Source organism: Stenotrophomonas sp. SrG (assembly GCF_050031795.1).
Classification (GTDB): domain Bacteria; phylum Pseudomonadota; class Gammaproteobacteria; order Xanthomonadales; family Xanthomonadaceae; genus Stenotrophomonas; species Stenotrophomonas rhizophila_A.
This window is the reverse complement of record NZ_JBNBBE010001733.1, coordinates 1-230: the sequence shown is the minus strand read 5'-3', so window position 1 is coordinate 230 and position 230 is coordinate 1. Positions and strand designations below refer to the sequence as shown.

Genomic DNA, 230 nt, shown 5'->3' with positions numbered 1-230 from the left:
TTCGGCGGCACGGTGACCGCCGGCAACTCCTCGCTGTTGAGCGTCGGCGCCGGTGCGGTGCTGCTGGCATCGGAACAGGCGGTCAAGGTCTACGGCCTGAAGCCGCTGGCCCGCTTCGTGAGTTTCTCGGTCGCCGGTGTGCGCCCGGAAGTGTTGGGCATCGGCCCGATCGCGGCCATTCCCAAGGCGCTCAAGCAGGCTGGCCTGACCCAGGACCAGCTGGACTGGAT

At 68.3% G+C, this 230-nt stretch carries 1 pseudogene; it reads left to right on the top strand.

What is annotated here, in order from left to right:
• A pseudogene (locus ACQG3P_RS25190) lies at positions 1 to 230 on the top strand (acetyl-CoA C-acyltransferase); the annotation flags it as partial.